The sequence below is a fragment of the Streptomyces sp. Qhu_M48 genome, from assembly GCF_051305195.1.
Taxonomy (GTDB): Bacteria; Actinomycetota; Actinomycetes; order Streptomycetales; family Streptomycetaceae; genus Streptomyces.
Genome location: NZ_CP195432.1, coordinates 99,151 through 114,505, shown reverse-complemented (window position 1 = coordinate 114,505; position 15,355 = coordinate 99,151). Strand labels below are relative to the sequence as shown.

The following is a 15,355-nucleotide window of genomic DNA, read 5'->3' as shown; positions in this document are numbered from 1 at the left end:
CGGGGGGGAGAGCGGGGGTCGTCTTTCCGGCCGACTCGGGGGGGGGAGGAGCCGGGCCGGGTTAGCACGGTCGCGAACGATCCGTGACTTCCATGGTGTACCCGAGAGCCTTCTCAGGCAAACCCACGCGCCCCAGCGTACGCCGAATGGCGGGCACCTATGCTCAGGCTTGTGGAAAACCACTCCTTGCCGCGCACAGCCGCCTTCTTTGACCTGGACAAGACGGTCATTGCGAAGTCCTCGACCCTGACCTTCAGCAAGTCCTTCTACCGGGGCGGACTGATCAGCCGCCGCGCCGCCCTGCGGACGGCCTACATCCAGTTCGTCTTCCTGGCGGGTGGGGCCGATCACGACCAGATGGAGCGGATGCGCGAATACCTCTCCGCTCTCTGCAAAGGCTGGAACGTCGCCCAGGTGAAGGAGCTCGTCGCCGAGACCCTTCACGACCTGATCGACCCGATCATCTACGACGAGGCGGCGTCCCTCATCGAGGAGCACCACGCCGCCGGCCGCGACGTCGTGATCGTCTCGACCTCCGGCGCCGAGGTCGTCGAGCCGATCGGCGAGATGCTCGGGGCCGACCGTGTGGTCGCCACCCGGATGGTGGTCGGGGAGGACGGCTGCTTCACCGGTGAGGTGGCGTACTACGCCTACGGCCCGACGAAGGCCGAGGCCGTCCGGGAGCTCGCGCTCTCGGAGGGGTACGACCTCTCGCGCTGCTACGCGTACAGCGACTCGGCGACCGACATCCCGATGCTGGAGGCCGTCGGCCACCCGTACGCGGTCAATCCGGACCGTGCACTGCGCCGTGAGGCCGCGGCTCAGGAATGGCCGGTTCTCACCTTCGAGAAGCCGGTACGGCTCAAGCAGCGGCTCCCCGAGTTCCGCATGCCGCCCCGTCCCACCCTCGTCGCCGCGGCGGCGGTGAGTGCGGCGGCCGTGGGGGCCGGGCTCGTCTGGTACGCCGCCCGGCGGCGGCAGGCCGCGCACGCCTCCTCGACCCTTGGATGACTTTGCCCTGATATGAACCGTGGGCAAGAGAAGTGGAGCCAGCACTTTCGCTTCTACCCCGACAGGAGTAGAAAGGAATCAGGCCCGCGAGACCAAGGACATCCGAGAGGATCACCTGTTGAGCATGAAGGCCCCACGGACCTAGCACAGAAGCCGAGCACCCACGCGACGTCGACCCGTCGATTACGGGCCAGCTGCACCAGGCCACGGGCAAAGTTCCCGGCCTGATGGGCATATATCGAGGACGCTTGGTAACTGGGTGGACGTGCCAGCGGCGGTACCTGAACGGGTGCCGCCGCAACCCTTTCAGGGCCCCCGCGAGGGGGCCCTGAATCATGTCGGCCCCCACCAGCCCTCTGCGCGACCCCAACACCGACCCGAGCCGACCCAACGCGACCCGACCCAAGCCGACCGGACCGGGCCCGACCCCACCCCGACCGGACCGGACCGGGCCCGACGGGGCCGACCCGGATCAGGCCGCGCCGCGCTGCAGCGCCTCACAGACGGCCGTCGACTCACGGACACCCAGCTCGACCGAGCGCCCGCAGTGCGCGATCCAGCCGCCCACGCCCTCCGGGGTCCCCGACAGATACCCCTCGAAGGCGGCGAGGTACGCGGCCCGTCCCTGTTCCGCGTGGCCGACCTCCGCCGGGCAGATCGCCTTGGGGTCGAGCCCGCTGCCGACCAGCGCGATCCGTTCCGCCGCCCGCGCGATCAAGCCGTTGTACGAGGTGAAGGGGCGCAGGGCGAGCAGCTCGCCGTGGACCACCGCGGCCGTCACGAGCGCGGGGGCGTCGCCGCCCGCGACGATCAGTTCCGCCAGGCCGTCGAGCCGTCCCGCGACCTCGGCGGGCGTCGGTGCCGGGGTCGTGACCAGCGGCTCGTCGACGCTCTCGCCGTCCAGCCGGGGCCGCCCCACCGACTCGCCGGGGTCGCCGGCGGCGACCAGGTGGAACCGGGCGAGCACCCGCAGCGGCGACTGACGCCAGATGGAGAGCAGCTGCCCGGCCTCGGAGCCGAGCCTCAGGGCGGCTCCGACCGTGCGGGCCTCGGGGTCGGCGCTGAAGTCGCTGCGGCGGCGGACCTCTTCCAGGGCCCAGTCGGCACCGGAGAGGGCGGCCGAGCCGCGCGCGCCGCGCAGGGCCGCCTCGGAGGAGATCTCGATGCTGCGGCGGCGCATCACACGGTGGCCGTAGACCCGGTCGACGGCCTTGCGTACGGAGTCCACCGCGTCGGCGACGCCCGGCAGGGAGCCGAGGGCGGCCAAGGGGTCAGAGGCGTGCGTACTCATAAGTAGGGAGGCTACGCGCCCCGTGGGCCCGCCCCACGATGGAGTGGTCTTCTTCACGCACCTTGACCACGGGGTGCGTTCATGCCACTACGCTAGGTGAACATGAAGATCGCTTTCGTGGGGAAGGGCGGCAGCGGCAAGACGACGCTGTCCTCGCTCTTCATCCGCCACCTCGCCGCCAACGAAGCCCCGGTCGTAGCCGTCGACGCCGACATCAACCAGCACCTGGGCGCCGCGCTCGGCCTGACCGAGGGGGAGGCCGCCGGGCTGCCCGCCATGGGCGCGCACCTGCCGCTCATCAAGGAGTACCTGCGGGGCACGAACCCGCGGATCGCCTCCGCCGACACGATGATCAAGACGACGCCGCCCGGGGAGGGCTCGCGGCTGCTGCGGGTCCACGAGGAGAACCCGGTGTACGAGGCCTGCGCGCGGACGGTCCCGCTCGACGACGGGGACATCCGCCTGATGGCGACCGGCCCGTTCACGGAGTCGGACCTCGGGGTCTCCTGCTACCACTCGAAGGTCGGTGCGGTGGAGCTCTGCCTGAACCACCTGGTCGACGGCGCCGACGAGTACGTGGTCGTCGACATGACCGCCGGCTCGGACTCCTTCGCCTCCGGCCTCTTCACCCGCTTCGACATGACCTTCCTGGTCGCCGAGCCGACTCGCAAGGGCGTCTCGGTCTACCGCCAGTACAAGGAGTACGCGCGGGACTTCGGGGTCGCGCTCAAGGTCGTCGGCAACAAGGTGCAGGGCCGGGACGACCTCGACTTCCTGCGCGAGGAGGTCGGCGACGACCTGCTCGTGACGGTGGGCCACTCGGACTGGGTCCGCGCGATGGAGAAGGGCCGCCCGCCCCGCTTCGAGCTCCTGGAGGCGGAGAACCGCATGTCGCTCCAGGCCCTCCAGGACGCGGCGGACGACTCGTACGCCGACCGCGACTGGGAGCGCTACACGCGCCAGATGGTCCACTTCCACCTGCGCAACGCGGAGAGCTGGGGCAACGCCAAGACGGGGGCCGACCTGGCTGCCCAGGTCGACCCCGACTTCGTGCTCGGCGAACCGATGGCCCTACCGCAGCTCGGCTGACGGCCCGGCCGAGGGGCTCAGCGCCGTTCAGCCTGCTTGGCGTCCGCCGCCGGAACGGGCATGTCCGCCGCCGGGGCTGCCGCGTCCGCCGCCGAACCCGCCACGCCCGCCGCCGGTGCGGTCGCCGGGGCGGCCGGGGCCGCCGGCTGGGAGGCGAGGAAGGTCTTCCAGCCGGCCGCCGGTGCCTCGCCGACCTTCAGGGTGCGCATCTTGGCGATGACGTCGGGGTCCTGGGCGTCGAGCCAGTCGGCGAGCTGCCGGAAGGACACGCACTTGACGTCCTTCTGCACGCACACCGTGGCGATGGTCTCCTCGATGGCCCGCATGTACGTGCCGCCGTTCCAGGACTCGAAGTGGTTGCCGATGACGAGCGGCGCCCGGTTGCCCTTGTAGGCGCGTTCGAAGGCCTGCACCAGGCCGTCCCGCATCTGGTCGCCCCAGTACTCGCGCTGGTTCGGGTCGCCCTGGGTCGTGCCCGGGGACTGGTTGACCAGGAAGTTGTAGTCCATGGACAGCGTCTGGAAGGCGCGGCCCGGCATCGGCACGAGCTGGAGCGACAGGTCCCACAGGCCCAGGTCCTTCTTGGGCCAGATCTGGTCGTTGACGCCGCTCGTGTCGTAGCGGAAGCCCAGCTGCGCCGCCGCCCGGACGAAGTTGGTCCGGCCCTCCAGGCAGGGGGTGCGGGCGCCGACGAGCTCCTTGTCGTAGTCGAACGGCAGCGGCTGCTCCGCGCGCAGCCCCGAGTTGGTCTTCCAGTTCTTGACGAAGGACTTGGCCTGTTTGATCTCGCTCTTCCACTCCTCGACGGACCAGGTCCCGACGCCGCCCTCGGCACCGCAGAAGTGCCCGTTGAAGTGGGTGCCGATCTCGTTGCCCTCCTGCCACGCGCCGCGCAGTTCGCGGACGGTGGCACGGATGCCCTCGGTGTCGTTGAAGCCGATGTCGGAGCGCCCCGCGTTGTGCTGCGGCGGGTCGTAGAGGGCCTTCTTCTCCTCGGGCAGCAGGTACACGCCGCTGAGGAAGTACGTCATGGTGGCGTCGTACTTCCTGCCCACCGAGCGGAAGTGGGAGAACAGCTTCTGGCTGTCCTCGCCGGCGCCGTCCCAGGAGAAGACGACGAACTGCGGCGGCGTCTCACCCGGCTTGAGCTTCTGCCAGACGGGCTGGCGGGGCTGGGCGCCGGTGAAGGCCGTGGAGCCGTCGCCGATCAGGCGGGGCACGGTCTGCGGGGCCGCGGCCGGTCCCTTCTTGGTGCCGGCGCCGCCCTGCGCGCCCTTCGTGGCGGTGCCGTCGGAGCCCGAGCAGCCGGCGAGGCCGGTGATCAGGGCGACGGCGAGGGCGCCGGCGGCGAGCGTCTTCCTCTGGGCAGTGGTCCTTCTCCCGGCGGCTGTCATCCGCCCACCTCTCCTCGGTTCCGTGCGAGCGGCGTCAACGTCGCACCGCGACGACCGGAGAGATGAAACGACAAGCGGCAATACGTCCACCTATCACCGGAACCGGTGAATCATTGCCCTGTTTGCCCCGAAAATAATGCCGGAGACTTTACTCTCCATTACGATCCATTTACCGAGCGTTGATCCTCGCCCCTGGCGGGGACCCCATCGGGAATCCCGCCGCTGCACGCCGTGACCCACGGCCGCGAGCCCCCATGTTCGTCCCCACGAACCGCGACCGCGCTGCCCCGGAGGAGACGGGAATGACCCTCTGCACCCCCGACCGCACCACGACCCGACCCCGCGTCCAGCGGCCCCACAGCCCGCCGGAGCGGCCCCGCCGCTTCCGCGTCGCGGGCGCCGACCTGTCCGCCTCGATCGCCGTCTTCCTGATCGCGCTGCCGCTCTCGCTCGGCATCGCGCTCGCCACCGGAGCCCCGCTCCAGTCCGGCCTCGTCGCCGCCGCCGTCGGCGGCCTGGTGGCCGGCCGGTTCGGCGGCTCCCCGCTCCAGGTGAGCGGCCCCGCCGCCGGCCTCACGGTGGTGACCGCCGAGCTCATCCAGCTGTACGGCTGGCGTACCACCTGCGCCATCACCGTCCTCGCCGGATTCGCCCAACTCGGTCTGTCCGCCCTCCGGGTGGCCCGCTCGGCGCTCGCCGTGTCGCCCGCGATCGTGCACGGCATGCTGGCCGGCATCGGCGTCACCATCGCCCTCGCCCAGCTCCACATCGTGCTCGGCGGCACCCCGCAGAGCTCCGCCGTCGACAACGTCCTCGGCCTGCCCGCCCAGGTGGCGCACGTCCACCCGGTCGCGCTCGGCCTCAGCGCCCTCACCGTGGCCGTGCTCCTGTGCTGGCCCCGGCTGCCGGGCCGCGCCGGGAAGCTCGTACGGAAGGTCCCGGCCGCGCTGGTCGCGGTGGCCGGAGCGACGGTGGTGGCGACCCTCGCCGGGCTCGCCGTGCCCCGCGTCGACCTGCCGTCCTGGAGCAGCCACGCCCTGCCGGGCCTGCCCGAGGGCCCCGTGCTCGGCATCCTGGCCGGGGTGCTCACGATCACCCTGGTCACCAGCGTGCAGTCCCTGCTCTCCGCCGTCGCGGTCGACAAACTGGTCGCCGCCCGCGCGGACGGCGGCGTCGGCGTCCCGCGCTCGAACCTGGACCGCGAACTCGCCGGCCAGGGCGCGGCGAACATGCTCTCCGGCGCGCTCGGCGGGCTGCCGGTCGCCGGAGTCGCGGTCCGCAGCGTCGCCAACGTCTCGGCGGGCGCGGTGAGCCGCTCCTCCACGATGCTGCACAGCCTCTGGATCGTGCTCGCGGCGCTGCTGCTCGTTCCCGTGCTCGACCTGATCCCGCTGCCCGCGCTCGCCGCCCTGGTGATGGTGGTCGGCATCCAGATGGTCAGCATCACCCACATCCGTACGGTCACCCGGCACCGCGAGGTCGTCGTCTACGTGGTGACCGTGTCGGGTGTCGTCCTCATCGGCATCCTGGAGGGTGTCGCCCTCGGCATCGCCGTGGCCATCGCGGTCGCCCTGCAGCGGCTGACCCGCACCCGGATCACCCGCGAGGAGCGGGACGGGCGCCATCTGCTGCACGTCCGGGGACAGTTGACCTTCCTCGCCGTGCCCCGGCTCAGCCGGGCCCTGCACCAGCTGCCGCGGGGGTCCGACGTGGTGGTCGAACTGGACGGTTCCTTCATGGACCACGCCGCCTACGAGACGCTGAGCGACTGGACCGCCGGGCACCTCGCCCACGGCGGCACGGTCGAGACGACCGGCCCGGCCGGCGTGCGGATCGCCGAGCCCTCCCCCGCCACCGCCGCGGCGGCCGCCGCGCACACCTGCTGCCGCCCCTGGACGCCGTGGCACAACCACCAGTGCGGGGAGGCGCCGGCCGACCCGCCCCAGGAGAGCGCCGGGACCACCGAGCCCGCCACGCCCGCCGGGCCCCGGCGTACGACGGGGCTGCATCTGGCGAGCGGCATCGGCAAGTTCCAGCGGAACACGGCCCCGCTCGTACGGGACGAGCTCGCGCGGCTCGCCCGGGAGGGCCAGAGCCCCTCACAGCTCTTCCTGACCTGCGCCGACTCCCGCCTCGTGACCAGCATGATCACGTCGAGCGGGCCCGGCGACCTCTTCACCGTGCGCAACGTCGGCAACCTCGTCCCGCTGCCCGGTGAGGAGAGCGGCGACGACTCGGTGGCGGCGGCGATCGAGTACGCGGTGGACGTGCTGCGGGTGCAGTCGATCACCGTCTGCGGACACTCCGGCTGCGGCGCGATGCAGGCCCTGCTGAACGGCGGCCCGGACGACCCGCCGAGCCCGCTCCGGCGCTGGCTGCGGCACGGTCGGCCCAGCCTGGAGCGGATGGCCAGCCGGCGCCACGCCTGGGCCCGGATCTCCGGACGCCTCCCGGCGGACGCGGTCGAGCAGCTCTGCCTGACCAACGTGGTCCAGCAGCTGGAGCACCTGCGGGCGTACGAGCCGGTGGCGCGGCGGCTCGCCGAGGGCACGCTCACGCTGCAGGGCATGTACTTCCACGTGGGCGAGGCGCAGGCGTACCTGCTCGCCGGTACGGACGAGCTGCACAGCTACGACGACGTCTTCACCCAGGTCATGCCGACGGATGTCCGGGAGACGGCGCACGCGTGCTGACACCGGCGCACGCGGGCCGACACCCGGCGCAGGCGTGCTGACACCGGCACACGCGGGCCGGCACCGGGGCGGCGGGGTCTGGCTCCGATCCGGCCCACCCAGGCGGCGGGCGCGCGTCCTGAACCATCCGCCCTCCCCGTCCGTGAGACTGTGTGGCCCCTTCTCCCACCGCTCGGGAAGAAGGGGCCACCCCGCGTCGAGCCACGTCAAGGCACTCACAGGTCTAAACCAATTCCCTGGAGACTCTTGTCACCCGGGCATCTGACTGATGAGGTATGACGCGGGACACATACGCACAGAGGACGCCCTGGGAAAGGGAGATGTCGTGAGCAACGAAAGCCTGGCCAATCTGCTTCGGGAAGAGCGACGGTTTTCGCCGCCCGCCGAGCTGGCCGCGCACGCCAACGTGACGGCGGAGGCGTACGAGCAGGCCAAGGCGGACAGGCTGGGCTTCTGGGCCGAGCAGGCCAAGCGCCTGACCTGGGCCACCGAGCCGACCGAGACCCTCGACTGGTCGAACCCGCCGTTCGCCAAGTGGTTCGCGGACGGCGAGCTGAACGTCGCGTACAACTGCGTCGACCGGCACGTCGAGGCCGGCCACGGCGACCGGGTCGCCATCCACTTCGAGGGCGAGCCGGGCGACAGCCGCGCGATCACCTACGCCGAGCTGAAGGACGAGGTCTCCAAGGCGGCCAACGCCCTGACCGAGCTGGGTGTCCGCAAGGGTGACCGCGTCGCCGTCTACCTGCCGATGATCCCCGAGGCCGCCATCACGATGCTGGCCTGCGCCCGCGTCGGCGCCGCCCACTCGGTGGTCTTCGGCGGCTTCTCGGCCGACGCCGTGGCCTCCCGCATCCAGGACGCCGACGCCAAGCTGGTCGTCACCGCCGACGGCGGCTACCGCCGAGGCAAGCCGAGCGCCCTCAAGCCGGCCATCGACGAGGCCGTCGCCAAGTGTCCGCAGGTGGAGCACGTCCTCGTGGTCCGTCGTACGGGCCAGGACACCGCGTTCACCGAGGGCCGCGACGTGTGGTGGGACGACATCGTCGCCCGCCAGTCCGCCGAGCACACCCCGGAGGCCTTCGAGGCGGAGCACCCGCTCTTCATCCTCTACACCTCCGGCACCACGGGGAAGCCGAAGGGCATCCTGCACACCTCCGGCGGCTACCTCACGCAGGCCGCCTACACCCACCACGCCGTCTTCGACCTCAAGCCGGAGACCGACGTCTACTGGTGCACCGCCGACATCGGCTGGGTCACCGGGCACTCGTACATCGTCTACGGCCCGCTGGCCAACGGCGCGACGCAGGTCATGTACGAGGGCACCCCGGACACCCCGCACCAGGGGCGGTTCTGGGAGATCGTGCAGAAGTACGGCGTCACGATCCTCTACACCGCGCCCACGGCGATCCGCACGTTCATGAAGTGGGGCGACGACATCCCCGCCAAGTTCGACCTGTCGAGCCTGCGGGTGCTCGGCTCGGTCGGCGAGCCGATCAACCCCGAGGCCTGGGTCTGGTACCGCGACCACATCGGCGCCGGCAGGACCCCGATCGTGGACACCTGGTGGCAGACCGAGACCGGCGCGATGATGATCTCGCCGCTGCCGGGCGTCACCGAGACCAAGCCGGGCTCCGCACAGCGCCCGCTGCCGGGCATCTCCGCGACCGTCGTCGACGACGAGGCCAACGAGGTCCCGAACGGTGGCGGCGGCTACCTGGTCCTCACCGAGCCGTGGCCGTCGATGCTCCGCACCATCTGGGGCGACGACCAGCGCTACATCGACACGTACTGGTCCCGCTTCGAGGGCAAGTACTTCGCCGGTGACGGGGCCAAGAAGGACGAGGACGGCGACATCTGGCTGCTCGGCCGGGTCGACGACGTCATGCTCGTCTCGGGCCACAACATCTCGACCACCGAGGTCGAGTCGGCCCTCGTCTCGCACCCGGCTGTCGCCGAGGCGGCCGTCGTCGGCGCGGCCGACGAGACGACCGGTCAGGCCATCGTCGCCTTCGTCATCCTGCGCGGTTCGGCGAGCGAGGACGAAACCCTGGTCGCCGAGCTGCGCAACCACGTCGGCACGACCCTCGGCCCGATCGCCAAGCCGAAGCGGGTGCTGCCGGTGGCGGAGCTGCCGAAGACCCGCTCGGGCAAGATCATGCGCCGTCTGTTGCGCGACGTGGCCGAGAACCGTGAGCTGGGGGACGTCACCACCCTCACGGACTCCTCCGTCATGTCGCTCATCCAGACCCAGCTGCCGGCCGCCTCCAGCGAGGACTGAGCGGCGACGCGCACGACCCGTACGACGTGAACGCCCGCCCCGATCCGCTGGGGGCGGGCGTTCACGTATCAGCGGCGGTCCCTCTTCCAGGGGTCGGCATCGTTTCCCCCGGGCCCCGCCCGGCGGACCGCATCCGGCAGGACGAACGGGGCAAATCTCCCTAAAGTAATTCTCGCCGGACACGACCCGCACTCGTTAGGTAGAGTAAGGACCGCGTCAATGACGCGACAAGAAACCTAGGTGCGCCGGGAAGTCTGGTCGGCATGTGCTCTGCCCTGCCCACCGACCGGAGGATTCCCCCGTGGCCGCGCCCTCACCGACCGAACGCAAGTTTCTCGGCCGTCTCTCCCTGCCCGAGCGGCGCTACCTCACCGACGCCCTGCGCGCCGAGACCGTCGGCGGCATCCTGCTCCTCGCCGCCGCCGTCGTCGCCCTCGTCTGGGCCAACACCCCGCTGAGCGGCAGCTACGAAACCGTCAGCGACTTCCACATCGGCCCCGCCGCCCTCGGGCTCGACCTGTCGATCCAGCACTGGGCGGCCGACGGCCTCCTCGCGGTCTTCTTCTTCGTCGCCGGCATCGAGCTCAAGCGCGAGCTCGTCGCGGGCGAGCTGCGCGACCCCAAGGCCGCCGCGCTCCCCGTCGTCGCCGCGCTCTGCGGCATGGCCGCGCCCGCCCTCGTCTACGCCCTGGTCAACGCCGTCGGCAACGGCTCCATGGACGGCTGGGCCGTCCCCACCGCGACCGACATCGCCTTCGCGCTCGCCGTCCTCGCCGTCATCGGCACCTCCCTGCCCTCCGCGCTGCGCGCCTTCCTGCTCACCCTCGCCGTCGTCGACGACCTCTTCGCGATCCTGATCATCGCGATCTTCTTCACCAGCGACCTGGACTTCGCCGCGCTCGGCGGAGCCGTGGCCGGCCTCGTCGTCTTCTGGCTGCTGCTGCGCAAGGAGGTCCGCGGCTGGTACGTGTACGTCCCGCTGGCGCTGGTCATCTGGGCCCTCATGTACAACAGCGGCGTCCACGCCACGATCGCCGGTGTCGCCATGGGCCTGATGCTGCGCTGCACCACCCGGGAGGGCGAGAAGCACTCCCCCGGCGAGCACATCGAGCACCTCGTCCGCCCGCTCTCGGCCGGCCTCGCCGTCCCGCTCTTCGCGCTCTTCTCGGCGGGCGTGAGCATCTCCGGCGGCGCGATCCACGACGTCTTCACCCAGCCGGTCACCCTCGGCGTGGTCCTCGGACTCGTCGTCGGCAAGGCCGTCGGCATCTTCGGCGGCACCTGGCTCGCCGCCCGCTTCACCCGGGCGGAGCTCAACCCCGACCTGGCCTGGCCGGACGTCTTCGCCATCGCCTCCCTCGCCGGGATCGGCTTCACCGTCTCGCTGCTCATCGGCGAGCTCGCCTTCGCCGGGGACGCCACCCTCACCGACGAGGTGAAGGCCTCGGTCCTCATCGGCTCGCTCATCGCGGCCGTCCTCGCCTCCGTCCTGCTGAAGCTGCGGGTACGGAAGTACCAGGCCCTCGTCTCCGAGGAGGAGCGCGACGAGGACCAGGACGGCATCCCCGACATCTACGAGCAGGACAACCCGGAGTACCACCTGCGGATGGCCGAGATCTACGAGAAGAAGGCCGCCGAACACCGTGAGCGCGCCCAACTGGCGGGGGCACCGCGCGACGGGGCCGACCGTCCGGCATGATCTGAGTCGGACCGCGTAGAAGAGAACTCGGACCGCAGAAGAGAAGAGGGAGCAGCGATGAGCGATCCGTTCGACGGAACCGAGCGCAGCCTCGGCCAGCTGGTCGCCTCGGCGACCGCCGAGATGTCCGCGCTGGTGCACGACGAAATCGCCCTGGCCAAGGCCGAACTGCGCCAGGACGTCAAGCGCGGTGTGTTCGGCAGCATCATGGGAATCGGCGCCGTCGTGGTGCTGCTGTTCTCGCTGCCGATGCTGAGCTTCGCGCTCGCGTACGCCATCAACACCTGGACCGGCGGGCACAACGGCAACGGGGGCTGGAACCTCGTCTGGTGCTTCCTGCTGTCCTTCGCCTTCAACGTGCTGCTCGCGGCCCTCCTCGGGGCGATCGCGGTCGCCAAGTTCAAGAAGGTCAAGCCGCCGGAGAAGTCCATCGCCTCCGCGAAGCAGACGGCCGCGATCGTGCAGAACGTGAAGCCGCACCCCCGCCCGGCGCAGCGCCCGGCGCTGGAGAAGGCCTCCGCTGTGGCACGCTCGTCCGTATGACCCTTCCCGAGAGCGGCAACGGCGGGCCCGTACGACTCGACGGGCCGTGGACCCATCGCGACGTGGCGGCCAACGGCGCCCGCTTCCACATCGCCGAGATGGGCGACGGCCCGCTGGTGCTGCTCCTGCACGGCTTCCCGCAGTTCTGGTGGACCTGGCGCCACCAGCTGCCCGTGCTCGCGGAGGCAGGCTTCCGGGCCGTCGCGATGGACCTGCGCGGCGTCGGAGGCAGCGACCGCACCCCCCGGGGTTACGATCCCGCCAACCTGGCTCTCGACGTCACCGGCGTGATCCGCTCGCTCGGCGAGCCGGACGCGGCACTGGTCGGGCACGACCTCGGCGGCTACCTCGCCTGGACGGCGGCCGTGATGCGGCCCAAGCTGGTGCGCCGGCTCGTGGTCTCCTCGATGCCGCACCCGCGCCGGTGGCGCTCGGCGATGCTCTCCGACCTCTCCCAGTCGCGGGCCGGCTCGCACATCTGGGGCTTCCAGCGGCCGTGGCTGCCGGAGCGTCAGCTCGTCGCGGACGACGCGGCCCTCGTGGGCGGGCTGATCCGGGACTGGTCGGGGCCGGGGCCCCGTCCCGACTCGGACGAGGAGGCGATCGACGTGTACCGGCGCGCGATGCTGGTCCCGTCGACGGCGCACTGCTCGATCGAGCCGTACCGCTGGATGGTCCGCTCGCTGGCCCGCCCGGACGGCATCCAGTTCAACCGGCGCATGAAGCGGCCGGTGCGGGTGCCGACGCTCCATCTGCACGGTTCCCTGGACCCGGTGATGCGGACCCGGAGCGCGGCGGGGTCGGGCGAGTACGTGGAAGCGCCGTACCGCTGGAGGCTCTTCGACGGCCTCGGCCACTTCCCCCACGAGGAGGATCCGGTGGCCTTCTCCACGGAGCTGGTCAACTGGCTGAAGGACCCCGAGCCCGACCGCTGACGGTCCCTCTCCTCGGGGACGTACGGACTTCCTTCGAACGGCCATGTGCCCCGCGCATACTCCAATTGGCGGGTCCCCGGGCGGTTACCGACCTTGGGGCACGGGCAGACGTCGAGGTATGGGCTGGACGCACGACTACGGTGACACGACAGCACGCAACCGCCGCTCGGCCTCCGCGCCGGGCTCCCGCGAGGGGGGTGGCCCGCCGGACCCCGGCGCCACGCACGCCGTGCAAGGGGTGGGAATCTCGCGCATCCTGCGCCGCCGGGCCCGCTGGGTCTCGGCCCGGCTCCGGCATCCCCGCGACACCCCCTAGCTGACCCCGGGACTACAGGGCGCAGGCCTGGGTGTCGACCTGCTGGTCGGCGGCCCGGCCGCGCTCGATGTCCTCGCGGATCTCGTCGACCGTCAGGGCGTAGCCCGTGTTCGCGTCGTCGCGGGAGCGGGCGAAGATCACACCGGACACCTCGCCGTCCTCGGTGAGGAGCGGGCCGCCGGAGTTGCCCTGGCGGACCGTCGCGTACAGCGAGTACACGTCCCTGCGCACATCGCCCCGGCTGTAGATGTCGGGGCCGTCCGCGTTGATGCGGCCGCGTACGCGCGCCGAGCGCACGTCGTACGAGCCGTTCTCCGGGAATCCGGCGACGATCGCGCCGTCGCCGCTGCGGGCGTCCTCGTCGGTGAAGGCGAGCGGCTTGGCCTTGAGGTCCGGCACGTCCAGGACGGCGATGTCGCGCTGCCAGTCGTAGAGGACGACCTTGGCGTCGTAGAGCCTGCCCTCGCCGCCTATCTGGACGGTCGGCTCGTCGACCCCGCCGACGACGTGGGCGTTGGTCATGATGCGTCGGTCGGCGAAGACGAAGCCGGTGCCTTCGAGGACCTTGCCGCAGCTCTGCGCGGTGCCGACGACCTTCACGATGGAGCGCTGGGCACGGTCGGCGACCGGGCTGTCGGCGAGCGCCGGGTCGGGGGGCATGACCGGGGTGATCGGCTCGTTGGCGAAGGGGCTGAAGACCGGCGGGAAGCCGCTGCGGGCCAGTGTGGAGCTGAAGTCGTCGAACCAGCCGGACGCCTGATCCGGCATCACCTGCTCCACCCCGCGCAGGACCTTGGAGTTCCGCACCTCCTTGCCCAGCGTGGGCAGGGTCGTGCGGGCGAGGGCGGAACCGATCAGCCAGGCCACGAGCAGCATGGCGACGACGTTGACCAGGGCGCCGCCGGTGGCGTCGAGGGCCCGCGCGGGTGACCAGGTGATGTGCCGGTGCAGCTTGTTGCCGAGGTGGGTGGTGAAGGCCTGGCCGACGGAGGCGCAGACGATGACCACCATCACGAAGACGACCGTCGCCGTGGTCGAGACCTCGCTGTCGTCGGTGAGCTGGTCCCAGAGGATCGGGAGCAGCAGCACCGCGACGAGACCGCCGCCGAGGAATCCGATCACGGACAGGATGCCGACGACGAAGCCCTGGCGGTACCCGATGACCGCGAACCACACGGCGGCGAGCAGCAACAAGATGTCCAGCACGTTCACCGTCAATTGCCTCGCAGATTCGTTTCCGGTCGCCCGGCGTCAGCCTCTTCGCCGGGGTTCAGCCTGTCATGAGCGCCAGTCGAGCGGGACCTGCTTGGAGTGGTCCCACGGGCGCTCCCAGCCGGAGAAGTGCAGGAGCCGGTCGATCACCCCGGCCGTGAAACCCCAGACCAGAGCGGACTCGACCAGGAATCCGGGGCCCTGGTGGCCGCTCGGGTGGACGGTGGTCGCGCGGTTCGCGGGGTCCGTGAGATCCGCCACGGGGACGGTGAAGACCCGGGCGGTCTCTCCGGGGTCGACGACCCCCACGGGGCTCGGGGTGCGCCACCAGCCGAGGACGGGGGTGACGACGAAGCCGCTGACCGGGATGTAGAGCTGGGGCAGCACGCCGAAGATTTGGACGCCCGCCGGGTCGAGCCCGGTCTCCTCCTGGGCCTCGCGCAGGGCGGCGCGCAGCAGTCCGCCGTCCGCCGGGTCGCCGTCCTCGGGGTCGAGGGCGCCACCGGGGAAGGAGGGCTGTCCGGCGTGGGAGCGGAGGCTGCCGGCCCGCTCCATGAGGAGCAGCTCCGGCCCCCGCTCTCCCTCGCCGAAGAGGACGAGGACGGCGGACTGGCGGCCGGCGCCGCTCGCGGGCGGCAGGAAGCGGCTGAGCTGCTCGGGCTCGACCGTGCGGGCGGCGTGGTCGACGGGTTCGAGCCAGCCGGGCAGCCCGTCCCGGCTGAGCAGACCACCGGTGCCGGGGGCGGCGCCTCGGCCGGTCGCGCCGTGGCGGGCGTCGGGGGCCGAACCGTGACGGGCGTCGCGGACGTCCTGGACGTCCCGGACCCGTCCGTCGCGGACGTCCTCGCCGTGGATCTCTTCGTCAGTGCGCGTCATAGGCACCCCCGTGTT

General features: G+C 71.4%; 12 protein-coding genes. 8 read left to right on the top strand and 4 right to left on the bottom strand.

The window, feature by feature from the left end; all coding sequences use genetic code 11:
• Positions 1–159: 159 nt before the first annotated feature.
• Positions 160–1,011: an HAD family hydrolase gene (locus tag ACRRSS_RS00540; protein ID WP_435969288.1), complete on the top strand. Its 852-nt coding sequence runs from the start codon at positions 160–162 to the stop codon at positions 1,009–1,011.
• A gap of 472 nt (positions 1,012–1,483) precedes the next feature.
• On the opposite strand, the gene ACRRSS_RS00535 is transcribed toward ACRRSS_RS00540, so the two are convergent.
• Positions 1,484–2,302, bottom strand: coding sequence for an oxidoreductase (locus tag ACRRSS_RS00535; protein WP_435969287.1), 819 nt, complete (start codon positions 2,300–2,302; stop codon positions 1,484–1,486).
• Positions 2,303–2,404: 102 nt separating this feature from the next.
• Here ACRRSS_RS00535 and ACRRSS_RS00530 point away from each other — a divergent pair, with 102 nt between their 5' ends.
• Complete coding sequence (locus ACRRSS_RS00530) at positions 2,405–3,391, top strand: ATP-binding protein (RefSeq protein ID WP_435969286.1); 987 nt, start codon at positions 2,405–2,407, stop codon at positions 3,389–3,391.
• A 17-nt stretch (positions 3,392–3,408) separates the two neighbouring features.
• Here the strand turns inward: ACRRSS_RS00530 and ACRRSS_RS00525 are convergent, their stop codons facing one another.
• On the bottom strand, positions 3,409–4,785 hold the full coding sequence (locus ACRRSS_RS00525) for a hypothetical protein (protein WP_435969285.1): 1,377 nt from the start codon (positions 4,783–4,785) through the stop codon (positions 3,409–3,411).
• Positions 4,786–5,087: 302 nt separating this feature from the next.
• On the opposite strand from ACRRSS_RS00525, the gene ACRRSS_RS00520 reads away from it, so the two are divergent.
• The 6 genes from ACRRSS_RS00520 to ACRRSS_RS00495 all read left to right on the top strand — a co-directional run bounded on the left by ACRRSS_RS00520 (position 5,088) and on the right by ACRRSS_RS00495 (position 13,252).
• Positions 5,088–7,478, top strand: coding sequence for a SulP family inorganic anion transporter (locus ACRRSS_RS00520; RefSeq protein ID WP_435969284.1), 2,391 nt, complete (start codon positions 5,088–5,090; stop codon positions 7,476–7,478).
• 325 nt (positions 7,479–7,803) lie between these two features.
• The gene (acs, locus tag ACRRSS_RS00515) at positions 7,804–9,759 is read left to right on the top strand and encodes an acetate--CoA ligase (RefSeq protein WP_435969283.1); all 1,956 of its coding nucleotides are present in this window, start codon (positions 7,804–7,806) and stop codon (positions 9,757–9,759) included.
• A 301-nt stretch (positions 9,760–10,060) separates the two neighbouring features.
• Positions 10,061–11,458: a Na+/H+ antiporter NhaA gene (gene nhaA / locus ACRRSS_RS00510; protein WP_435969282.1), complete on the top strand. Its 1,398-nt coding sequence runs from the start codon at positions 10,061–10,063 to the stop codon at positions 11,456–11,458.
• Between the two features lie 57 nt (positions 11,459–11,515).
• A complete protein-coding gene (locus ACRRSS_RS00505) occupies positions 11,516–12,001 on the top strand; it encodes a phage holin family protein (protein ID WP_435969281.1) in 486 nt (161 codons plus the stop codon).
• Positions 11,998–12,936 carry an alpha/beta fold hydrolase gene (locus ACRRSS_RS00500; RefSeq protein ID WP_435969280.1) on the top strand — a complete coding sequence of 313 codons (939 nt, stop codon included), beginning with the start codon at positions 11,998–12,000 and terminating at the stop codon, positions 12,934–12,936. Before ACRRSS_RS00505 ends, ACRRSS_RS00500 begins: the two co-directional genes overlap by 4 nt.
• Positions 12,937–13,054: 118 nt before the next feature.
• The gene (locus ACRRSS_RS00495) at positions 13,055–13,252 is read left to right on the top strand and encodes a hypothetical protein (RefSeq protein WP_435969279.1); all 198 of its coding nucleotides are present in this window, start codon (positions 13,055–13,057) and stop codon (positions 13,250–13,252) included.
• Positions 13,253–13,264: 12 nt separating this feature from the next.
• Here ACRRSS_RS00495 and ACRRSS_RS00490 read toward each other — a convergent pair whose 3' ends face one another.
• Both ACRRSS_RS00490 and ACRRSS_RS00485 read right to left on the bottom strand, forming a co-directional pair.
• Positions 13,265–14,464, bottom strand: a complete 1,200-nt coding sequence (locus ACRRSS_RS00490; RefSeq protein WP_435969278.1) for a MarP family serine protease — start codon at positions 14,462–14,464, stop codon at positions 13,265–13,267.
• A 66-nt stretch (positions 14,465–14,530) separates the two neighbouring features.
• On the bottom strand, positions 14,531–15,340 hold the full coding sequence (locus ACRRSS_RS00485; protein WP_435969277.1) for an NUDIX hydrolase: 810 nt from the start codon (positions 15,338–15,340) through the stop codon (positions 14,531–14,533).
• Positions 15,341–15,355 lie beyond the last annotated feature (15 nt).